The organism is Protofrankia sp. CiP1_Cm_nod4 (assembly GCF_982290645.1).
Genome location: NZ_CEVIVC010000120.1, coordinates 10,790 through 11,332, shown reverse-complemented (window position 1 = coordinate 11,332; position 543 = coordinate 10,790). Strand labels below are relative to the sequence as shown.

General features: G+C 72.7%; 1 protein-coding gene and 1 pseudogene. Both read right to left on the bottom strand.

From position 1 onward, the window contains the following. Nucleotides 1–273: pseudogene (locus tag AC5LSR_RS18780) on the bottom strand (metal-sulfur cluster assembly factor); the annotation flags it as partial. Then, nucleotides 270–543, bottom strand: a 274-nt coding sequence (locus AC5LSR_RS18775) for an iron-sulfur cluster assembly scaffold protein (protein WP_493468741.1), incomplete at its 5' end; no start/stop codon positions are given. The gene AC5LSR_RS18775 and the pseudogene AC5LSR_RS18780, both read right to left, overlap by 4 nt.

Below are 543 nucleotides of genomic sequence, written 5' to 3'. Positions count from 1 at the left end.
GCGCATGGCCTCCTCGACGTCCTCGAGAGCGGCCTTGTCGACGGCGGCGCCAACGGCCACCCCGCCGACGACCGTCCCACCAGCAGCCGGTCCACCAGCAGCCGGTCCGGTGGCAGAGGTCGTCTCACCAGCGGCCGGTCCGGTGGTGGTGGCTGCCTCGCTGGGGGCTGTCGCGCCGGCGGTGGCCGGGCCGCCGGCGGCAGCGGTGGCCTGCGCCGCCGCCGGGTCGGTGTCGGGCGTCTGCTGGTCGGCCAGCGTGGTGGTCTCGCTCATCGGTCCGCCTCCTGTTCCGGGATGCCGCCCACGGCCTGCACGGTCGCGTCCTTCCAGGCCATCCATGAAAGCAGTGCGCACTTGACCCTGGCCGGATACTTCGACACGCCCGCGAAGGCTACCGCGTCCTCCAGCACGTCCTCGTCCGGCTCCAGGGTGCCGCGGGACTGCATCAGCGCCAGGAACTCCCGTTCCAGTCCGAGCGCGTCGGCCACGGACCTGCCGATCACAAGGTCGGTCATGACGCTCGCGGACGCCTGGCTGATCGAG